This window comes from Priestia sp. VA7 (assembly GCF_055710015.1).
In genome coordinates this window covers 24,663-41,663 of the sequence record NZ_JBVQPN010000010.1, presented here as the reverse complement: position 1 = coordinate 41,663, position 17,001 = coordinate 24,663, and the positions used below count along the sequence as shown (strand labels likewise).

The 17,001-nt window shown below is 33.4% G+C and carries 15 protein-coding genes and 1 other annotated feature; of the genes, 8 read left to right on the top strand and 7 right to left on the bottom strand.

Going from position 1 to position 17,001, the window contains the following annotated elements; translation table 11 throughout:
• Positions 1 to 106: 106 nt before the first annotated feature.
• The 4 genes from AC0C45_RS26545 to AC0C45_RS26530 are packed head-to-tail and all read right to left on the bottom strand — an operon-like array spanning position 107 to position 4,737.
• Positions 107 to 1,006: an isochorismatase gene (locus tag AC0C45_RS26545; protein ID WP_472929079.1), complete on the bottom strand. Its 900-nt coding sequence runs from the start codon at positions 1,004 to 1,006 to the stop codon at positions 107 to 109.
• Positions 1,007 to 1,033: 27 nt separating this feature from the next.
• Positions 1,034 to 2,653: a (2,3-dihydroxybenzoyl)adenylate synthase gene (locus AC0C45_RS26540; protein WP_472929078.1), complete on the bottom strand. Its 1,620-nt coding sequence runs from the start codon at positions 2,651 to 2,653 to the stop codon at positions 1,034 to 1,036.
• A 3-nt stretch (positions 2,654 to 2,656) separates the two neighbouring features.
• Positions 2,657 to 3,898 (bottom strand): isochorismate synthase DhbC, encoded by a 1,242-nt coding sequence (dhbC, locus tag AC0C45_RS26535; protein ID WP_472929077.1) that lies wholly within the window; start codon positions 3,896 to 3,898, stop codon positions 2,657 to 2,659.
• Positions 3,899 to 3,951: 53 nt separating this feature from the next.
• A complete protein-coding gene (locus AC0C45_RS26530) occupies positions 3,952 to 4,737 on the bottom strand; it encodes a 2,3-dihydro-2,3-dihydroxybenzoate dehydrogenase (RefSeq protein WP_472929076.1) in 786 nt (261 codons plus the stop codon).
• Positions 4,738 to 5,103: 366 nt separating this feature from the next.
• Between AC0C45_RS26530 and AC0C45_RS26525 the strand changes: the two genes are divergently transcribed.
• The 5 genes from AC0C45_RS26525 to AC0C45_RS26505 all read left to right on the top strand — a co-directional run bounded on the left by AC0C45_RS26525 (position 5,104) and on the right by AC0C45_RS26505 (position 10,048).
• The gene (locus tag AC0C45_RS26525; RefSeq protein ID WP_472929075.1) at positions 5,104 to 5,814 is read left to right on the top strand and encodes a 4'-phosphopantetheinyl transferase family protein; all 711 of its coding nucleotides are present in this window, start codon (positions 5,104 to 5,106) and stop codon (positions 5,812 to 5,814) included.
• A gap of 114 nt (positions 5,815 to 5,928) precedes the next feature.
• Positions 5,929 to 6,166, top strand: a binding site (T-box leader).
• A 54-nt stretch (positions 6,167 to 6,220) separates the two neighbouring features.
• Positions 6,221 to 8,143, top strand: a complete 1,923-nt coding sequence (thrS, locus tag AC0C45_RS26520) for a threonine--tRNA ligase (protein WP_472929074.1) — start codon at positions 6,221 to 6,223, stop codon at positions 8,141 to 8,143.
• Positions 8,144 to 8,920: 777 nt separating this feature from the next.
• Positions 8,921 to 9,130 (top strand): hypothetical protein, encoded by a 210-nt coding sequence (locus AC0C45_RS26515; protein WP_472929073.1) that lies wholly within the window; start codon positions 8,921 to 8,923, stop codon positions 9,128 to 9,130.
• A gap of 229 nt (positions 9,131 to 9,359) precedes the next feature.
• A complete protein-coding gene (locus tag AC0C45_RS26510; protein WP_098449875.1) occupies positions 9,360 to 9,587 on the top strand; it encodes a hypothetical protein in 228 nt (75 codons plus the stop codon).
• A 62-nt stretch (positions 9,588 to 9,649) separates the two neighbouring features.
• On the top strand, positions 9,650 to 10,048 hold the full coding sequence (locus tag AC0C45_RS26505; protein WP_472929072.1) for a hypothetical protein: 399 nt from the start codon (positions 9,650 to 9,652) through the stop codon (positions 10,046 to 10,048).
• 326 nt (positions 10,049 to 10,374) lie between these two features.
• Here the strand turns inward: AC0C45_RS26505 and AC0C45_RS26500 are convergent, their stop codons facing one another.
• Positions 10,375 to 10,593: a helix-turn-helix domain-containing protein gene (locus tag AC0C45_RS26500; RefSeq protein WP_275765106.1), complete on the bottom strand. Its 219-nt coding sequence runs from the start codon at positions 10,591 to 10,593 to the stop codon at positions 10,375 to 10,377.
• Between the two features lie 139 nt (positions 10,594 to 10,732).
• Here AC0C45_RS26500 and AC0C45_RS26495 point away from each other — a divergent pair, with 139 nt between their 5' ends.
• A complete protein-coding gene (locus AC0C45_RS26495; protein WP_275765105.1) occupies positions 10,733 to 10,867 on the top strand; it encodes a hypothetical protein in 135 nt (44 codons plus the stop codon).
• 278 nt (positions 10,868 to 11,145) lie between these two features.
• Positions 11,146 to 11,526 (top strand): hypothetical protein, encoded by a 381-nt coding sequence (locus AC0C45_RS26490; RefSeq protein ID WP_472929071.1) that lies wholly within the window; start codon positions 11,146 to 11,148, stop codon positions 11,524 to 11,526.
• A 273-nt stretch (positions 11,527 to 11,799) separates the two neighbouring features.
• Here AC0C45_RS26490 and AC0C45_RS26485 read toward each other — a convergent pair whose 3' ends face one another.
• A complete protein-coding gene (locus tag AC0C45_RS26485) occupies positions 11,800 to 12,654 on the bottom strand; it encodes a MerR family transcriptional regulator (protein ID WP_280168443.1) in 855 nt (284 codons plus the stop codon).
• Between the two features lie 1,308 nt (positions 12,655 to 13,962).
• On the bottom strand, positions 13,963 to 14,148 hold the full coding sequence (locus AC0C45_RS26480; RefSeq protein ID WP_025753616.1) for a hypothetical protein: 186 nt from the start codon (positions 14,146 to 14,148) through the stop codon (positions 13,963 to 13,965).
• A gap of 761 nt (positions 14,149 to 14,909) precedes the next feature.
• Here AC0C45_RS26480 and AC0C45_RS26475 point away from each other — a divergent pair.
• Entirely contained in the window at positions 14,910 to 16,886 is a 1,977-nt protein-coding gene (locus tag AC0C45_RS26475; protein WP_472929070.1) for a primase C-terminal domain-containing protein, read from the top strand.
• Positions 16,887 to 17,001 lie beyond the last annotated feature (115 nt).

Genomic DNA, 17,001 nt, shown 5'->3' with positions numbered 1-17,001 from the left:
AATGACTATAAGTTTTAACTCATAGATGTGTAGGTATGCAAACTTCCCCATATGTTAAAGTCACATGGAGAAGTTTGTAGTTTTATTGTTAAAGATAAATAGTTTATTAGATAGTTTGCTTTTCACGGATTATTATTTTTTTCCAATGTGACAAAGTTGGTTGGTCTGCCAAATCTACAAATGATATATCTAATCCACTTTTACGTAACGTTTCTACCAAACTCATAATTCGGATAGAATCAAGACCTTTTTCAATAAGATTCTCTTCTTCATCTATTTCTGAAGGAGATAATTCAAGAAGGTTGCAGACTGTTTCCAATAGCTTTTCCTCGATAAGTTCTGCATTATCTTTTGAAGTGCCACTAATCTCCTGTTTCATGGAACTCAATAAATTCTGAGTCGTAATTGTTACAGCACAGCGACTGGATGCATATTTTATTGCCATTTGATGATCCTCTAGGGAGAAGTCAGCTACAGCATCTGCCACAAAAAAAGATTGGATATCTTGCATGAAAGCATCACTTGCTGTGAGAAGGCATCCGATATGAGCATATACTCCACAAATAATTAGCTGATCCCGTTCTTGATTACGCATAATATTTAGAAGTTCAGATCTCTTAAACGCACTATATCTCCACTTAGTTAATACGGTGTCTTCTTTATCAGGGGACAATTCATCTACTACTTTTGTCTGTTCTAATTTATCCTCTAGACCAGTTCCCCAGAAATCTGTGAGTAAAGCTCTATCTTTTGGATCTTGGTCACCTGGTTGGGCAGTATAGACTACTGGTATACCAAGTTTTTTACATTCATTCTTTAATAATTGAATATTTTTGATAAGCTCTGTTATAGGTGAAGCGTCTAATTGATATGCATTAAGAAAATACTGTTGCATGTCATGTATAAGTAAGACTGAACGCTTTGGATCTGCTTGCCATAATACTCTGTTCTGTGGTAGATCTGCTTCAATTGGCATTGAATATGGTGAAATAGTTGGAATAGCCATTTTATATCTCTCCTTTTTAATTAAAACTTAAAGATTGGGTGTAAGAAGTTTATCTGCAATTATCTGACGTAAAGCTTTTTTACTAACTTTTCCGAGCGCTGTATAAGGAAAATCACTGACAAATTCAACCCGGTCAGGAATTTTAAACGAAGCAATACCACGTTCCTTTAAGAATTGTTTAATGTCATTCGATTTAATAGCTTCATCTCGTGTGATAACAAAAGCACATGAACGCTCTCCAAGAAATTTGTCAGGCATAGATACAATAGCTACATCGTGTATAGCTTCATGAGCAAGAAGGTGATTTTCAACTTCCTCTGCAGCAATTTTTTCTCCACCTCTATTGATTTGATCCTTATCTCTTCCTTCAACCATGAGATACCCTAATTCATTTATCCTTACTAAATCTCCTGTGCGATAGAACCCATCTGAGGTAAAAGACTTGGCGTTATGTTCTGGCGCTTTATAATACCCTTGAATGGTATAGGGGCCACGTGTCAATAACTGGCCTACTTCACCCGGTTTTACCTCGTGATCATCTTCATCAACTACACGAATCTCGTCATATTTTGACATTGGTTTTCCTTGGGTATTTATAATAATTTCATCCGGGTCATCTAATCTTGTATAGTTAACCAATCCCTCTGCCATCCCAAATACCTGTTGCAAAGTGCATCCAAATGCAGGCTTAATACGCTTAGCAACCTCCGCACTAAACTTAGCTCCCCCTACTTGAAGAACTTGGAGACTAGAGAAATCATAATTACGAGTTTCTACAGCTTCTAACCATATTAAAGCAAGTGGTGGAACTAAAGCTGTGATAGTCACTCTTTCCTTAGAAATCAACGGAAAGGCTTCATCAGGACTAGGACCAGATGAAAGAACAATTCGCCCACCAGCATATAGCGTGCCTAATACACCTGGTGAACTAAGAGGATAATTATGAGCAATAGGAAGCACTGCTAGATATACACTTTCTTGATTGAGGTGACAGACCTCATTACTAGCTATTAAGCTATATATGTATTCATCATGCGTTCTAGGAATTAATTTAGATAAGCCTGTGCTCCCACCTGATAATTGTAAAAATGCAACATCTTGAGGGCTTACTGCTGGCTCATTTAAGGTATTTTTTGTATATAAGTCTTGTAAGCTTACAAATTTATCTGTCTTTCCATTTACAATTACGTTTTTTAAAGTTGGTACTTCATTCTTTACCTCTTCTGCAAGTTGACAATAGTTAAATCCGGCATGTTTATCTGCAATAACATAAGCTACAGCCTCAGAAAATTCACAGAAATATTGTATTTCACTTTTACGATGAGAAGGGAGAGCAAAAACAGGTAAGGCACCTAATCTAAACAATGCAAAGCAAACTTCAAAAAATTCAATGACATTAGGTAGTTGTACTACTACACGGTCTTTCTGTTTTATACCTAATTCTTGAAACCCAGCAGCTAAGCTATCTACCTTAGCATCTAATTCTCTATAACTGATATTTTTCTCTCCACTTGTGATGGCAATACGTTCTCCAAGATGCTTTGCACGATCACGTAACATTCCCCCGAATGTTTCCCCTCTCCAGCACCCTGTCTTTTTGTACTGATCTACAAGTTCTTTTGGCCATGGCACATATCCATCTAACATTACTTATTCCTCCAACTTTAAGTTTAATGATTCTTTATCAATTCCCATGGCATGCAACATAGTACGGAATTTCGCTGATGTTTCTGCTACTTCTTCTTCAGGCTTTGAGTCGCCAACTACACCTGCTCCTGCAAATAATTGCAACGAATTATTTGCTACTTCAGCACAACGGATAGTAACAATCCATTCTCCATCACCTTCTGCATCACACCAACCCACCATGCCTGTAAAAAAGTTTCTATCGAATGGCTCAATCTCGTTGATCAATTGTTTTGCCAAGTCTGTAGGAGTTCCACAAACAGCTGGGGTCGGATGTAGACTCAGAGCTAATTCTAAAGAAGAAATTGATGGATCATCAATTTGACCCGTAATTTCCGTAGATAGATGCCACATTGTTTCAGTGTGTATCAAGGATGGTTTTTCTGGTACATCTAAATCCTTGCAATAAGGTTTTAAAGCATCAGCAACTGCTTTTACGACTACGGCATGTTCATGTAAATCTTTAGTGGAAGAGAGTAGCTCATTAGCTCTACGCTGATCTTCTTCCGCGTCCTTGCTCCTAGGTCTAGAGCCTGCCAGTGGATTTGCCTTTAATGTTAAACCTGTCCTAGAAACAAGCAACTCAGGACTAGCTCCTACTAAAGTTTTTCTGTCAACGAAACTATTAGAATTATAGTCAGTAGATTCGTTTGGTAAATCTACAGCAAATGTATAACCTTGTTTATTATGCACTGCTAAATTATGAATCAATTGATTAACATTAACTGGTTCGGGTAAAGTAAGTTGCAACGATCGGGCTAAAACTATTTTTTCCAAACGATTTGTCTTTATATAATTAATACCTTTTTGTACACCGTTAGCATATTCTTTAGGTAAAGGTACAGGATTTATAACATATGTAGAGGATATTACTGTTTCTAGCTTATCTTTCGAATCAAATTCCAAAGGTTCTGATATTTCCAGAGTTTCAGGTAATACTAATTTAGCAGTAGTACGGCTATCGAAAGGTAATGCTCCGACAATTGTTGGATTTTTATGCCCTTTTTTCTTAGCATCACTTAGTAGTGCTGAAACACGATTGGTTAAATCACTGAAATTGTTACCTGTCTCCTCATCAGCAGAAACAGTAAGAAAGTTTCCTTTTCCCAATACTGTTCTACTTGGGGTAGCTAGAAAGAAATCTCCTACTTCGTAATTATTTAATAGTTTTTTCTCTAATAAAGCAGAACTTCCTTTTTGTCCCATAAATACTATGCTCCTTCTATTACATTTCATTTTTATAAAAAATGTAGTGCTGATTAAACACCTAAAGTTGCTCCACCATCTACACATACATTATTCATAGTAATATGATTTGCTTCGTCTGAAATTAAAAATAGAACTGTGTTTGCGATATCAGAAGGCGTTGCTATCTTTTGGAGAGGAATCCCAACCTTAAAAGTTTCTAAAGAACCTTTAATAACTGCTTGTTCTCCATTTTCATTGTCCCACAGAGCCCATTGCATTTCTGTATTAGTAGAGCCAGGTGACACTAGATTACAACGAATGTTATATTGGGCCAGTTCTAAACCTAAACATTTGGTAAACATTGTAGCTGCTGCTTTAGATGCCGCATAGGCAGCCATTGACATTCTCGGTACACTTGCGGCATTAGATCCAACAGTTACAATTGAACCTCTTCTACGCTCAATCATATATTTACTAACAGACTGAGATACATTAAAAACTCCTGTAGAGTTAACAGCAAATGTTCTTTCCCAATCTTCTTTACTTAGTGAATTAATTGAACCCATTCTTAATACTCCTGCAACATTTACAAGTACTTCAACAGATCCAATTTTTTGTTCAATTTCATCTGTCACTTTTTGAACAGCAATGCTATCACTAACATCTACTGTAAAACCAACGACATCCGAGCCTTGTGATTTTAACTCCTCTACAAGAATGCTTAATCTGTCAGAGTTATTATCTATTGCCACAACGGTATAGTCCTGGTTAGATAGAGCTCTTGTTACAGCTTCCCCAATCCCCTGAGCTGCTCCAGTTACTAAAGCTACTTTCTTCTTCCTATCAAATACTTTCACTCAAAACTCTCCTTTCTTTAGTTTATTAAAGTTAAAAATATTTCGTTTTTTAAAAATTTTAAAAATTGTATTTGTTGATTATAATGGAATTTATTTTACAAATATAATCAACAAAAAAATATTATACATATATAACCATGGTTTGACTATACTTTTTTGTAACTTTTGATACATTATTGTAATAAATATACTTTAATACCAACGAAATTTATGGTTAAATAAACTATTAATGTAATTTATTAGTTATTAAATTAACATTATATTACTATAAATACATTTTATTATAATTTAGTTATTTTTATTTAAAAAATAATTTATAAAAATGATTCCTAAATATCTGGAATTTTATCGAATTGAGGTTTTAGAATGATTAATATATGTGCTGTAGAAATACCAAAATATATAGAAGAAGAGACCTACCGATGCTTAGTAGAATTATTGCCGGTACACAGGATACAAAGAATTAATCGGTATGTTAATTTGGAGGATAGTTATCGATCTTTAACTGGAGATTTATTAATGAGATTTATATTTTCCAAAGAGTTATTCCTGAAAAATGAAGACATTAAATATATTTATAATCAATATGGAAAACCTTTTTTGGAAAATGATAAGACATTTTTTTTCAATATATCGCACTCAGGAAGGTGGGTGGTATGTGCATATGGGAGGTGCTCTATAGGTATAGACATTGAGAAAATAAACTCTATAGATTTAAATTTATTCTCAACTTTTTTATCGTTGAAAGAACTAAAAAATTTAAAATCCGTAAAACCAGAACATCAAACCAATTACTTTTATAGCCTTTGGACTTTGAAAGAAAGTTATACAAAGGCATTAGGAACAGGACTTACTATTCCTTTGCAACAATATAGTATTAATAACATAACATCTGGAGATATCAAGATAGAGAAAGATGGCATTATACAACCTTATTTCTTTAGGCAATATGACTCTTTAGACAATTACAAACTATCTGTTTGTGCAAAGGATAATTATCTTCCCAAAAAAATTTGTATACTTGAATTTGAAGAAATAATTAAAACCCATACTTGTAGCTCTATCAAGTTGAAATAAAAAGCAAATTTAATCCAAATATGTATATTATCAATAATAAAATAAGCGAATTATTAACATTTTTTACTTGAAAATCCATAAATGATATTGTATATTTTATAAATGATTTAATTATTTACTGCTACGAAGAGGACATGGGTTATTATTTATGTTTCACAGAGAGGGAAGGGTAGCTGAAAACTTCCTAATTCTAGATGGTAACTTACCACCTCAGAGCTTTATTGGTGAACTTTCAATTTTTAGTAATCAATAACGTTTGCTACGTTATAGCATCAAAGCCATTAATAAGTATTTATTTTGTTAATGGAAATTTGGGTGGTACCACGGGTCTTAAAGCATACTCGTCCCTTTCTTAGGGATAAGTATGCTTTTTTTTCGTAAATTTGTTTAAATAGGAGAGATTAACATGAGTAAAGAATCAATTATTATTCGTTTTTTAGATGGGAACGAGAAAGAATTCTCAAAGGGAATTACATTAAGAGAAATTGCAGAGTCTATCAGTTCTAGCTTAAAAAAGAAGGCTATCGCAGGTAGAGTAAATGAAGATTTGTATGATTTACATAGAGGCATTGAAAATGATGCAACAATTGAAATTTTCACTCTAGATTCTGTTGAAGGTCTAGATATTATGAGACACACAACTGCTCACATACTAGCTCAAGCAGTAAAAAGAATTTATAAGAAAGTTCAATTAGGTGTAGGACCTGTAATTGAAGACGGCTTTTATTATGATATGGATCTTCCTGAATCAATTACTTCAAGTGATTTAGAACGCATTGAAAATGAAATGAGAAAAATTATTAAAGAGAATCATAAAATTGAACGCATTGAGGTAACACGTGAGCAAGCTAAAGAAATTTTCACTGAAATGAACGATACATTGAAATTGGAACTGTTAAATGATATTCCTGCAGATGAACCGGTTACAATTTATAAACAGGGTGAATTTTTAGATTTATGTCGTGGGCCACATTTACCTTCTACTGGACTTGTCAAATCATTTAAGTTAATGAAGGTCTCAGGAGCTTATTGGAGAGGTAATAGTGATAACCAAATGCTTCAGCGAGTATACGGAGTAGCTTTCTCTGCACAGAAACAATTAAATGAATATTTAACTTTCTTGGAGGAGGCTGCAAAACGCGATCACCGTAAGCTAGGAAATGAATTAGAATTGTTTATGTTCTCTGAAGAAGCTCCAGGTATGCCATTCTACTTAGCAAAAGGACAAATTGTAAAAAATGAATTAGAAAAGTTTTTAAGAAGCGTGCAAGACAAACATAATTATGAAGAAGTACGAACTCCTTTCATGATGAACCAAGAACTTTGGGAAAAATCAGGGCACTGGGATCATTATAAAGACAATATGTATTTCTCAGAAGTAGATAATGCTAAATTTGCATTGAAACCAATGAACTGTCCTGGCCACATGCTAATCTTCAAAAATAAATTACATTCTTACCGTGATTTACCAATTAGAATGGGTGAGTTTGGCCAAGTGCATCGTCATGAATTTAGTGGTGCATTGAATGGATTACTAAGAGTACGTACCTTCTGTCAAGATGATGCTCATATTTTTGTGACTCCTGATCAAATTGAAAGTGAAATTAAATCAGTCATTGAATTGGTAGACTACATCTACAAGACATTTGGATTTGAGTATGATATTGAATTATCAACACGACCAGAAGACTCAATGGGAGAAGACAGACTTTGGGAACTTGCTGAAAGTTCTTTAGAGAGTGTATTAAAACAATTGAACTTTACGTATAAAGTCAATGAAGGTGATGGTGCATTCTATGGACCAAAAATTGATTTCCATATTAAAGATGCATTAAAAAGAAGTCATCAATGTGCAACAATTCAATTAGATTTCCAACTTCCTGAAAAGTTTGATTTGAATTATATTAACGAAAAAAATGAAAAGCAACGACCTGTTGTTATTCACCGTGCTATTTTTGGATCACTTGATCGTTTCTTCGGTATTTTAATTGAACATTTTGGTGGAGCCTTCCCAACATGGCTTGCTCCTGTACAAGTAAAGGTTGTGCCAGTATCTGTACAAGCTCACGATGAATACGCACAACATATTAAAGAGACGTTACGAGAAAGTGGAATTCGAGTAGAAGTAGATAGTCGTAATCAAAAACTTGGTTACAAAATTCGGGAAGCACAGGTAGCTAAAGTTCCTTATATCTTAGTCCTAGGAGACAATGAACTTCAAAATAAATCAGTAAACGTAAGAAAATATGGAGAAGAAAAATCACAGACAGTAGAACTAGAAGAGTTCATTAATACATTAACATCTGAAATTACTAATAAAACTGTCTAATCCACTATTTATGCATTGAAAGCAGAGAGCTTTTAGAAGTGATCAAATCTCTTCTAGAAGCTTTTTTGCTTTAGAAAGGTAACTTTACTTCCAGTAAAAATAAAGTTGAAAAGGGTTAACTCTATTGTTATGCTGTCACTAAAAGAAATAAAATTGGTAATTATATTGTTTGTAATCACACTTATTTTTAGCTACATTACACTGATAACTAATAGCGAGATTCTAATCGTTTTGATTAAAGTGATTGTATTTTTTATGGCTTTACTTATGGCAATTATCATATATTTTCCTAAAAGGAATAAATAACACTTATAAAGTTTATTTCATATTTTATATAATAAATTTAATTTGTCCTTTAGATAATTTTTACAAAAAAGCCTCCTTTTTTCAAAAAGAGGCTTTTTTGATTTGAATTAGTTCTTTACCCATGTAGGATCACACATTTTATAAAAAGATAAGCCACTAGGCCAACCCCTAGCATATAAAATTAAGTACATCTTACATCACTACCTACTCCTTACGTACTGTAGTAAGGATTCTTTTTTATTTTTCGAGTGGACAGGCAACACTGCTGCTGTATCTACATGGCTTGAAGTGAAAATTTTCATGTGTGAAGGATAAAAAAGTTTTACTACATTTTTAAATTCTAGATGTGTAGTAAAACCCAAAGGGGGGCTGGTTTTATGAAAATTAAAATAACAGAACCTGGTTATCTGGCAAAACAAAAGTCAAAAGGAAAAACTTATTTATAAAAAAACTTATAGGGTAGGAAAAAAAGTGAAGAGTAAATCTTTATATAGTTTAGGGGCCATGCCGGAAGCTCTTGAACGTCTTTATTGGCTTCGCGATCATCCAGACTATTTTCCAAAGGATTTGGAGAAAGCAGGATTTACACTTGCTCATATATATAAGTGGCTTTTAGCTACGTTAAAATTGTCAAAAGGTCATAAGGTAGCAACCTTACCGCGGTACCTACGTAGTATCTAAGGGCTATTTACCTCGGTTATTAATCAGTATTTACTTCGGTAGTGTTACCGCGTTAATACAGGCTTTATGGGCGTATTGCAGCTGATTTTGGAATTTGTAAGAAAGATGATGTGGAGAGGCGGAAAGGTGGAAAGGTAAATTAGAGAGTAAACCGATGTGTAAAGCAATGAATGTAAATATGAGATAATTTTGAATAAAAGGGAAAATCACAAGATGGGAGATTAAAAGGATGAGCATTCGAAAAACGGAAATCAAATTCAAAAAAATGGTGTGTGTCTTTGATGGTCAGGAAGAAGGATTGAGTATTAAAAAAGAAGAAGAATATTACGGGTTTGAGACTGCTGACGCGAGGGGTTACAACGTTTTTTCGGATATGAAAGTGGATAAGGATGTTTTATCTAATTGGATAGGTTCATATCCAAAGGCTTATTTTGAAGTTGTTGATGATAAAAAATAGGTTGTTGAGTTGGGAAAAAGTATGTAAAAAAATAATTAATACATATAAGGGAGAAGTAAAAAATGTCATTTCACACGTTTGTAGAACACGTTAGAAATCCATACTTTCGCGGTGAAGTTGATACTACAACTGATTTCGCTAAAATGCTAGATGAATGTTCAGATGAGGATTTAGTTAAAAGAGCGCAGCAACATGTAACCAATTTATTGTCAGCTCAAAGAGAATTGTTTTCTATCAAGATGTACGCCACAATTGAGGAATACTTACATAATGACATTTTCTTGTTGCTTAGTCTGGTTGCTGATGCATTGCACAACATGCCTCAACATTTGACAAACTCAAATAAAGAAGAATTAAAAGTTGAGTTGCTACGATTTTATCAACTAAAGGAATTAATTCTACAGTATATAAGCGAGTTTGCGGAAAATAAAAACGTTAAAATTGTATTTGAAGGACTATAAATCAAAAAACATCTAATTAAAAGTTTAGGTGTTTTTGGTACGTTGAAATTTAGTGATTAGACCTCTAATCACATTAAATTATACAGTTAGTTTTATAAAACAGCATTATAGGTCATGCATTATATGTTAATAGATATCTTTAAGTATATCTAAATAAGTATATTTGTTAAGTTTTTAAGAAGCCATATAAAGGTCTAAGGATTTACAAACATCTACTGTAAAAACTTATAGTTACACATATTGTAACTTTAATTAAATACTAAATGAAAACCTTCGATAAAAATCCTTACTATAAATAATGTTAAAGCTTTTTTATTATCGCTAGTTTAAATATCAAAAAAATCATCAATTTTATAACTTTTATTTATTTTTTTCAGTAGAATAATTATCTTTTTTAGGGTATCTCCCCTAGGTCTGTAATGTTGATCACTGCATAATCGAGTTACTGTATTTTTGCCTAGTTTAGATATATCTGAAATTTCTTTTTGCGTATACCCATTCTTATCGATGAAGCGACCAAACTTACTTCTTGGTTTAGCAAACATAGCAAAACGCCTCCTTTTGCATTAATCATTCTTGTCAATGTAAAAGGAATTTATACAACCTATTAGGGAACTTTAGGGAATATTGTACATGCTATGACTCATATCATTTAGTAAGACGTCAAAAAGGCGTCAAAACAACATGAATGGAGCGAGTGAAATGACAAAAGAATTGGCAATCTCTTTATTAAGTTCAAAAGACGTCTATTTGACGTCAGAAGGTAAAAAGAGGTTAGAGGTCATTTTGAAAGAAAAAAGCGCTTATGAAGAGAAATAAGAAGTCAGAAAGCATTAGTATTGCTTATAGACCTACAGTGAGATACAACAACATCTATCGTACATATGTTGACACTCTTTTTAAAACAACTACACTAGACCGTAATCAAATTATTCGCTGTGCGTTATTTGCAGCTGCATATAACAATAGATTTTTAGAATTGATAAGTCATTATAAAAAAGGTGACGTCCCTCTTCCCTCCCCGTTGTGGCAGGATAGCGACCACCAATTATGGTTGGAGCAAGGAGTTTTAAAGGAAGAGGAAGGAGGAATAAAAAGTGATGTCATGGAAGGAAAAAGAACGGCTTCAAGTACTACTAAATTATTTGGAGCACCAACAGATAGCAGATCAATACCAGAAACAGTTATTCAATCAAAACAGCAGCATACTTCCAACAATGCGACGGCCGGGCAAAATAGACGTCAGCAACCGATTGAGAGACGAGCAAGGACGCTTCCTGCCGTCCAATTATCAAACAATGGAGGAATCCGAATTGATCTTAGATAGGAAGCAAGATATGCAACGCAAATTAAAAGTGAAACCAATTGCTGACTCTTACAATAGCTATGTAATTGAAGAGAAAGAAAAACGAGATTGGAGTGGGAACATTTATTTAGGGTGTGTAGCAGCGATCTTGGCCATTGCATTTTTCACCTGACGTCTTTTAGAATAATGTCGATATTTTTGTCATAAACATATAGCATGAATACAGTTAAGACCGCCTTATACACTAATACATAATGGGCGGTCTTTGTTAAGGAGATTCCTATTTTATAAAAAAAATTTGATAAAAAGGTTTCTGGTACAAATGCGTCAGAACACTTGCAAGTAATCTCTAAAACTTGGATATACGGATGCTAGTAATCTAAAAGGAGGACGTGATCAGTATGGAAAAACAAAATCTATTCAAGTGGAAGCATTATCGGCCTTTTTATTTGCCAAATAGTCTCGAAATAAATCCCTTCTTTTCATTTGTAACAGCTATATGTTCTTTAATTGTCTTCAGTTCTTTTAATACTTCTTTCAACTGCTCTTCTCTCTCACTTAATTCTTTTTGAAGTTCTTTTTCACGAGTCTCATTTTGCATCTGCTGGTTTATATAAGAGTTTTTTAGTTCAGAAATTATTTTTTCATTATTCTCTGTAGAAGACCTATCTTGCACCTGTGAAGTTTGTATTTGATTGAATGTTTCCTTCATGGTAGTTTCTTGACGTTCCAAGTATTGAGACATTATATTCTTTACCCGTTCCTCTATCCGTTCCTCTTGTAAGAGTAAGTGTCTTGCTAAAAAATTTTCTATCTGTCCCTCGATTTTTTTACTTAGTCGTTCCTCTATCCGTTCTCCTAGACTGGCTATTATATTATTCTCTACATTACCAAGCTCATGCCGCAGTTCATGTATTACATCTTTCAGTATAAGATCGTGTACTTCTTTTTGTGCTTTATCACGATCATTGTCCCGTAAATAAGAAGATAATTCTTTAGTATCTCTGTCTACAGGAGCATAATCTTTTGAAATAATTTGTGCTACTTGAGACTTCGTAACATTTGGCTGACTTAAAAGAGATTGGAATTTACGTAATGCAATTACATCGTGTTCTGTAAAGGCACGATTATCACGGTTTTTCCCATCTTTTACTTTTAGGAATTTATATCCGTTTTTCTCTAGTTCTAAGCACCATTTTCTTAGATAGCTATCACTAATTCCTAAGGATTCCGCAACTTCCCTTGTCCAATATGCTTTTGGTATTTTGTCACTAATCCCGTTCCACTGTTCTTCATTCATATATAGGGTCCCTCCTTTTTAAATGAAAATATAACTTTTGTGAATCAAAGTTTAATATTTTTTAACCATTCTCTAATGAATAGAATTTTAATTATTGATATGTATTCAAATTTTAAAAACCTTTAAGTAAAGAAGAACGGTACCCGTTCTTCCGTTCCATTTATTTAATGTGAAATAAAATATAAGAGAAAAAAGCGTTCCTGATGAACTAACCTTAACTCTAATAAAGAGCTTTAATTTATAGCTTACATTATAAATTAAATTTTCTATTAAAAATCCCTTTTGGCAAGTTATTTCATGTTTCTTCTAAATGGAGAATATCTTTAAAGAAATATTGGCACTAAAAAGTACTATTTTTAACATGAATATACTACCTAGAAGATGGGATTGTAAAGAACTTTAAGATTAAATTGATTAACTAACTAACAAATACTCTTATATCTTTTTATTGTTACATCAATGGCATTCATTATGAAATGATGATCTTCTTTCCATTTATAATGAGTAGTCGTTCTTATTTCATAAGTAAGTATTTTGAGTGTTTTTGAAGCTGTCTCTAATATTAATGGAATTAACGTCAATTAATCATTTAGATGGCAAAAAATAACGATTTAAATAGGAACGGTTCCCGTTCTAATAATTCACGTACTAAATCTTATGTAGTACTAATAAGAAAAAAGCGTTCTTATTTAAGAAATCCAACTTCTAAATTGAAGTTTAGATAAATTAAAATTTAGTTTGGAACAGATAGCACTCTTAAAGTTAGTATAGTACAGGGATAAATATTTTTAGTGTTCTTAAGACGTTCTATGACAATAATAAAATCGATAAAAAAATAATAAAAATACTGATTTTAAAAGGGGAACGATTCCCGTTCCAATGGTCTTCGTAATGAATTTAATTTAGTAAGTATAAGAAAAACACGTTCTTGTTTAAATGAAATTCAACTCATCATATAAAAGTGAAAAGAAATTTATTTTTGTGCGGAACGATTCCCGTTCCACTGTTCTTGTGTAATTAGAACGTATAAAAAATATAATAATAATGCGTTCCAAGCAAGTGGATACGGATGAATATAATCACATTGGTTTAACTTAAGGTTAACTAAATACTTCTGCAAAGGCAATTGTTTTGAAAGTGGCCACCTTTAGTTGAACTTAAGTGAAACTAAAGGTGGTCGATCTCTATTATCCATAATGTTTTAATGAGGTGATTTCCAAATAAAAAAACAGATTAGATAATCTGTTTTTAAATAAGTTTTAAATTTCTAAGTATTTCATTGTATATCTTGCAAAGAATAATTTTTGATTAATCACGAAATCGATATATGGATGTTCCTTTTTTTGAATTAATTACATACTCATGAAGAATATGTCTTATAAGTCCAGCTCTTGTGGTACCACTATTATTCAAAAAAGCGATTACATCAGCATCTTTTTCTTTATCCAAGAAGAGCTCAATTCTTTCTTTTTTATTTTTATCAAAGCTAGGCATTATTATTCCTCCATTGGTAGAAACAGCATTAAACAAATAGAATTTAATATTAATTTAGTTGTTGATATTGTTATTTGTAGTTTAAAATATAATAAATATATTTCTTTTACCGGTATTTTACTGTTCTTGCCTTCTGGAGTCAATATTAGAGGTGGTTTCCATCTAGAATGTTAAATTTTTTATGGTAAAATATTCAATGTTACTGTTGACAGAATAGACTATATACCGGTAAAATACCGGTATATAGTAACTGATTTTGATATTATCGTTTTATAAAAAGAAAAGCAGGTGGACGAAATATCTAAAAAGAGGTATATTGAAAGAAACAAAAAAACAATAGAAAAGATTACTAGTTTTTAATAATACTTAATTATAAAAAATATTAGATAACGTTCAAAAAAAAAGAACGTGCTGGAAACACGTTCTTTTTTAAAAAATCAAGCCCCGCCCCGACCAAAGTTTGTGGCTTGAAAGTAAATGCCCAAGAAGACATTTGTTTATACTGTTATACACACATAATAACAGTATTAAACTTTTTTGACAAGGTTTTTTATACGATATTATTGTAATAATTTCTGCCAAAATAATAGAAATGTAGACAAATTGTTTACGCATTTCTTTTGTTTTCCATCGTATAAACCTTTGAGAGTAACTAAACTTTTGGCATTCTTTCAAGAATACAAGGCTGTTTGCAGGCATGGAGCTTGCGAACAGCCTTTTTTGTTTCTTTTAAACAATAATTCTTGAAAGGAGGAAGACCAATGAATTTAGCAAGTATTGCTGTAAATATATATAGGGATCAATTAACTAATAAAAAAAAGAAACAATCAGAGAAGCAACAGACCGGTTACAATAACCGTTTAGGCTGGGTATTTGTATCAAAAGACTTTACAAAAGAGACAACAAAAGCTGTTCGTACATATGGTTCGTTATTTAATGTCAGCAAAGACTATACATACTTTACGCCAAATACGTTTTATCGTAATGATTTACGTCGTCTGAGTACTTTACGGTGGATCAATGCCATGTCGATTGATATTGATGTAAAAAATGGTGGGAACGAGGGGATGACTCTTCCAGATGTGCAAGAGGCCATTACACAAGCAGGGCTTCCAATGCCTTCTTTAATCATTCAGACGCCATCAAAAGGGTTTCATGTTCATTGGTTTTTAGAACAACCAAAACGGGCTTCAGACAAGCTAAATGCACATTATAGCCGTATTCAAACATGCATGGCTGAAATGATTCATGGAGATGTCCATGCTGTGGGTCCTGAGCGTTTATTCCGTTTACCAACAGATGAAAATACCGTCTTTCATTCTCAGAACCGTGTCTCTTTTGATACGTTATGCGAATGGTTTCAGCTGGTTCAGGAACAAAATCAAGTAGTCGTACATACATACAAAAAAGGTTTCTGTAAAGGCTATGAAAACCTTTTAAAGCATCCTGCTGTTTTAAAAATCCTAGAAGGTGTAAATAAGGGCCAACGTGATATGGCTTGCTATACGCTTGCGCTCGCTTATAAGGCTGCTGGATACGATGAAAAAACAGCAGAAGCATACTTACATAACTGGAATCAAAAAAATACGCCTCAAATGCGTCAAATTGAGATTAAACGCAAGGTTAAAAGTGCATATCGTGGCCGTTTTCATGCTCCATCTGCGAAAAAAATTCGTGAGTTATCGGGCATGCTATTTAGCTATGTGATTTGGGAAGAAGCGAAACCACGTGAAGAACGTACATACAGTCATATCGAAGAGTGGGAAGGCGATGTATTAGCATTTATCCGTGCGCAAGGAGGACAAGTATCTGGTTCACAGCGCGACATTTCGGACCAAATCACTTCAAATGTTGATGCTGAAAAGAAAATTCCTTATGCAACGTTCAAAAAAGTGATTGCTAGATTGGAAGAGCAAGAAATCCTTTCGAAAAAGGTCTCTGGTAAAGGAAGAGGGGCTTCGACAGAGTTAACTATTATTGATGAAGTAAAAGCTCGTAGAACGCAATCTGAAGCGTCAAAAAAAGAGAATACGCCTATTTCTAAAAATAATGGGTTCAATTCAAATACAATTAAAGATACGGTGGTGGGTGGGACGGCTATACCTCTCTCTACAGGTTATAGCCTAGCTCTTCCAAAAGAAACGTTAACACCTGTTATTTTACCTACGTCTTCTACTCTTTCTAAGCCTGCTCCTATCCCTGGGAATGTGCCTAGTGCGTTTGTTAGTGCTCTTTACAACCGTAGTTTTGTAGCTGGACGTTTTATCTTCCGTGCGTGGGGCAAGATTCAATTAGCTTTCAAGACGTTTGGTATTACCTATCATTCTATTGCATCTACTGACGACTATCTACGCTTAGCCGTGGATGCTGTCGCGCTAACTATTGAGAAAAAAGGTTCGATGATTGCAGGAGACTTCCAGGGCGACGAACATTTCTTAAAGTATCTTTTCGGCACGATGAAGGGTTTATTTGCGAATTATCGTTCTGAGCAGATTACACAGTTTGTTGAAAAAATTGAGGGTTTAGGTGACATTACATTATCACATGTAGGCATGGAATTAGAGGACGAATTGAAGGCTGCTAGGGTAGTAGACCGAGAGTTAGTGGAGACTAAATTGGCTGAAATTGAACGTGAGCAATCTGCACGTCAAAGACGCAAACACTATTACAACCATTCTGCTTTTGATCTAAATACTAGTTTGAATCAGTTCAAACTTTTCATGAAAAGGGATGATTAATTTCTGTAAAAAAAAGAATCAAGAAAAGATATAAATCTCTTCTTGATTCCACTCACGAAGTTAACTATTCCCCTTACAGAATAGTCAAAAATAGTGTATACAAATAAAGGAACAA

Coding starts and splice junctions, on each gene's coding strand:
- AC0C45_RS26500 (WP_275765106.1), bottom strand. CDS start 10,593: ATGTTTGCTAAACCAAGAAGTAAGTTTGGTCGCTTCATCGATAAGAAT.
- AC0C45_RS26525 (WP_472929075.1), top strand. CDS start 5,104: ATGATTAATATATGTGCTGTAGAAATACCAAAATATATAGAAGAAGAG.
- AC0C45_RS26475 (WP_472929070.1), top strand. CDS start 14,910: ATGAATTTAGCAAGTATTGCTGTAAATATATATAGGGATCAATTAACT.
- dhbC (WP_472929077.1), bottom strand. CDS start 3,898: ATGGGACAAAAAGGAAGTTCTGCTTTATTAGAGAAAAAACTATTAAAT.
- AC0C45_RS26510 (WP_098449875.1), top strand. CDS start 9,360: ATGAGCATTCGAAAAACGGAAATCAAATTCAAAAAAATGGTGTGTGTC.
- AC0C45_RS26485 (WP_280168443.1), bottom strand. CDS start 12,654: ATGAATGAAGAACAGTGGAACGGGATTAGTGACAAAATACCAAAAGCA.
- AC0C45_RS26545 (WP_472929079.1), bottom strand. CDS start 1,006: ATGGCTATTCCAACTATTTCACCATATTCAATGCCAATTGAAGCAGAT.
- AC0C45_RS26495 (WP_275765105.1), top strand. CDS start 10,733: ATGAATGGAGCGAGTGAAATGACAAAAGAATTGGCAATCTCTTTATTA.
- AC0C45_RS26505 (WP_472929072.1), top strand. CDS start 9,650: ATGTCATTTCACACGTTTGTAGAACACGTTAGAAATCCATACTTTCGC.
- thrS (WP_472929074.1), top strand. CDS start 6,221: ATGAGTAAAGAATCAATTATTATTCGTTTTTTAGATGGGAACGAGAAA.
- AC0C45_RS26480 (WP_025753616.1), bottom strand. CDS start 14,148: ATGCCTAGCTTTGATAAAAATAAAAAAGAAAGAATTGAGCTCTTCTTG.
- AC0C45_RS26540 (WP_472929078.1), bottom strand. CDS start 2,653: ATGTTAGATGGATATGTGCCATGGCCAAAAGAACTTGTAGATCAGTAC.